This is a genomic window from Pseudoxanthomonas sp. LjRoot204_2 (assembly GCF_056175765.1).
The window spans coordinates 1-1,155 of the sequence record NZ_JBGFFG010000694.1; the positions used below are offsets into that span (position 1 = coordinate 1).

The following is a 1,155-nucleotide window of genomic DNA, read 5'->3' on the forward strand; positions in this document are numbered from 1 at the left end:
GCATTCGTCTTCCTCTTCAAGGTAATCGCCCAGGTCCACGATGTGGATCTGGCTGGGGTCGAAAACCACATACTCCGGTGGCTCACCCGGCGTCGCGTACAGCACGCACGAGTCGTAGCCCTCGGCCTTCAGCATCGCCTCCGCGTCCTCGACCTCCAGGTGCACGAAGTCATGGTATGTCCGCGCCACGTAGGGCCGCTCCATCACCAGGCGTGCGCCCGTGACCGCTTCCCCATACGTGGTGGCGACCGTGCGATCGGGCGAGAAGTAGAAGGCCTGCGGTAGCAGGTTCCCCCCACGGTCATCGCCGAATCCCTTGCGGAACTCGCTGCGGACCACGTTGGAGCCGTGGAAGAGCACTGGCGCGAGCTCAGGGCGCTTCACGCCCACGATCACCGGCACGCTGGCCACACCGGAGGCCAGCGCCGCGGCGGCGCGGTGGTAGCCGTCCCAGATGAAGCCGGCCTGGCCGTCGTCCATCACCACCAGCGGCAACTGGATCTGCCCGCTCAGCATGTCGCTGTAGCGTCCGTCCAGGTGCTTGTTCTCTTCGCTCAGCCACGCCGCATCCGGTACGTGCTGCAGGCGGGCGATCGGGTACTGCTCCACCAGGTACCAGTCCAGCTCGCTGGCATCGGCGAAGCCCTCATCGCCAGGGACGAAGTTGTCGTTGCGTACCGACCAGGCTTCCGCGACTTCGGCACGCTTGGCATGCCAGATGCCGCCGGCGGCGGCGAAGCTCAGAACCTCGGGGCGCATGCGCGTTCCTCGTCGTCATCATCGGTCGCCGGCTCCGGCTCGGCGGCCCGCTTAAAAGCGATGCGCGGGTCCTCAGGGTTGTAGTCGCCGTTGTTGGCGATAGCGGACTTCACTTGCGAGGGCTCCAGCACGACGTAGGCCTGCTGGCCACTGAATTCATCATTCCCCGCCTTCGCCGGGTCCGCCTTCAACGCAATGCCGTCGTAGCCCATCGTCTTGAGCCACGTACGCAGCTCGTCGACCTGCGCCTGTCCGAAGCGGAACGCAGCCGATTCCGTCACGCCCGGGCGCACCACCACCGTCTCCGGATCGGTACCGGCAAGGCGATGGCCAATGCGGACCATGCTGGCGAAGGTCACCCGCCATGGCCGAGCGATCGACAGGTATACCGGGTAG

General features: G+C 66.1%; 2 protein-coding genes. Both read right to left on the bottom strand.

What is annotated here, in order from left to right; genetic code table 11:
* Positions 1–759 (bottom strand): ADP-ribosyltransferase-containing protein (locus AC04L7_RS19140; RefSeq protein WP_475513767.1); only part of this gene is annotated, 759 nt, incomplete at its 3' end.
* The coding region (locus AC04L7_RS19145) for a hypothetical protein (protein ID WP_475513768.1) at positions 741–1,155 on the bottom strand (415 nt) is incomplete at its 5' end. The genes AC04L7_RS19145 and AC04L7_RS19140, both read right to left, overlap by 19 nt.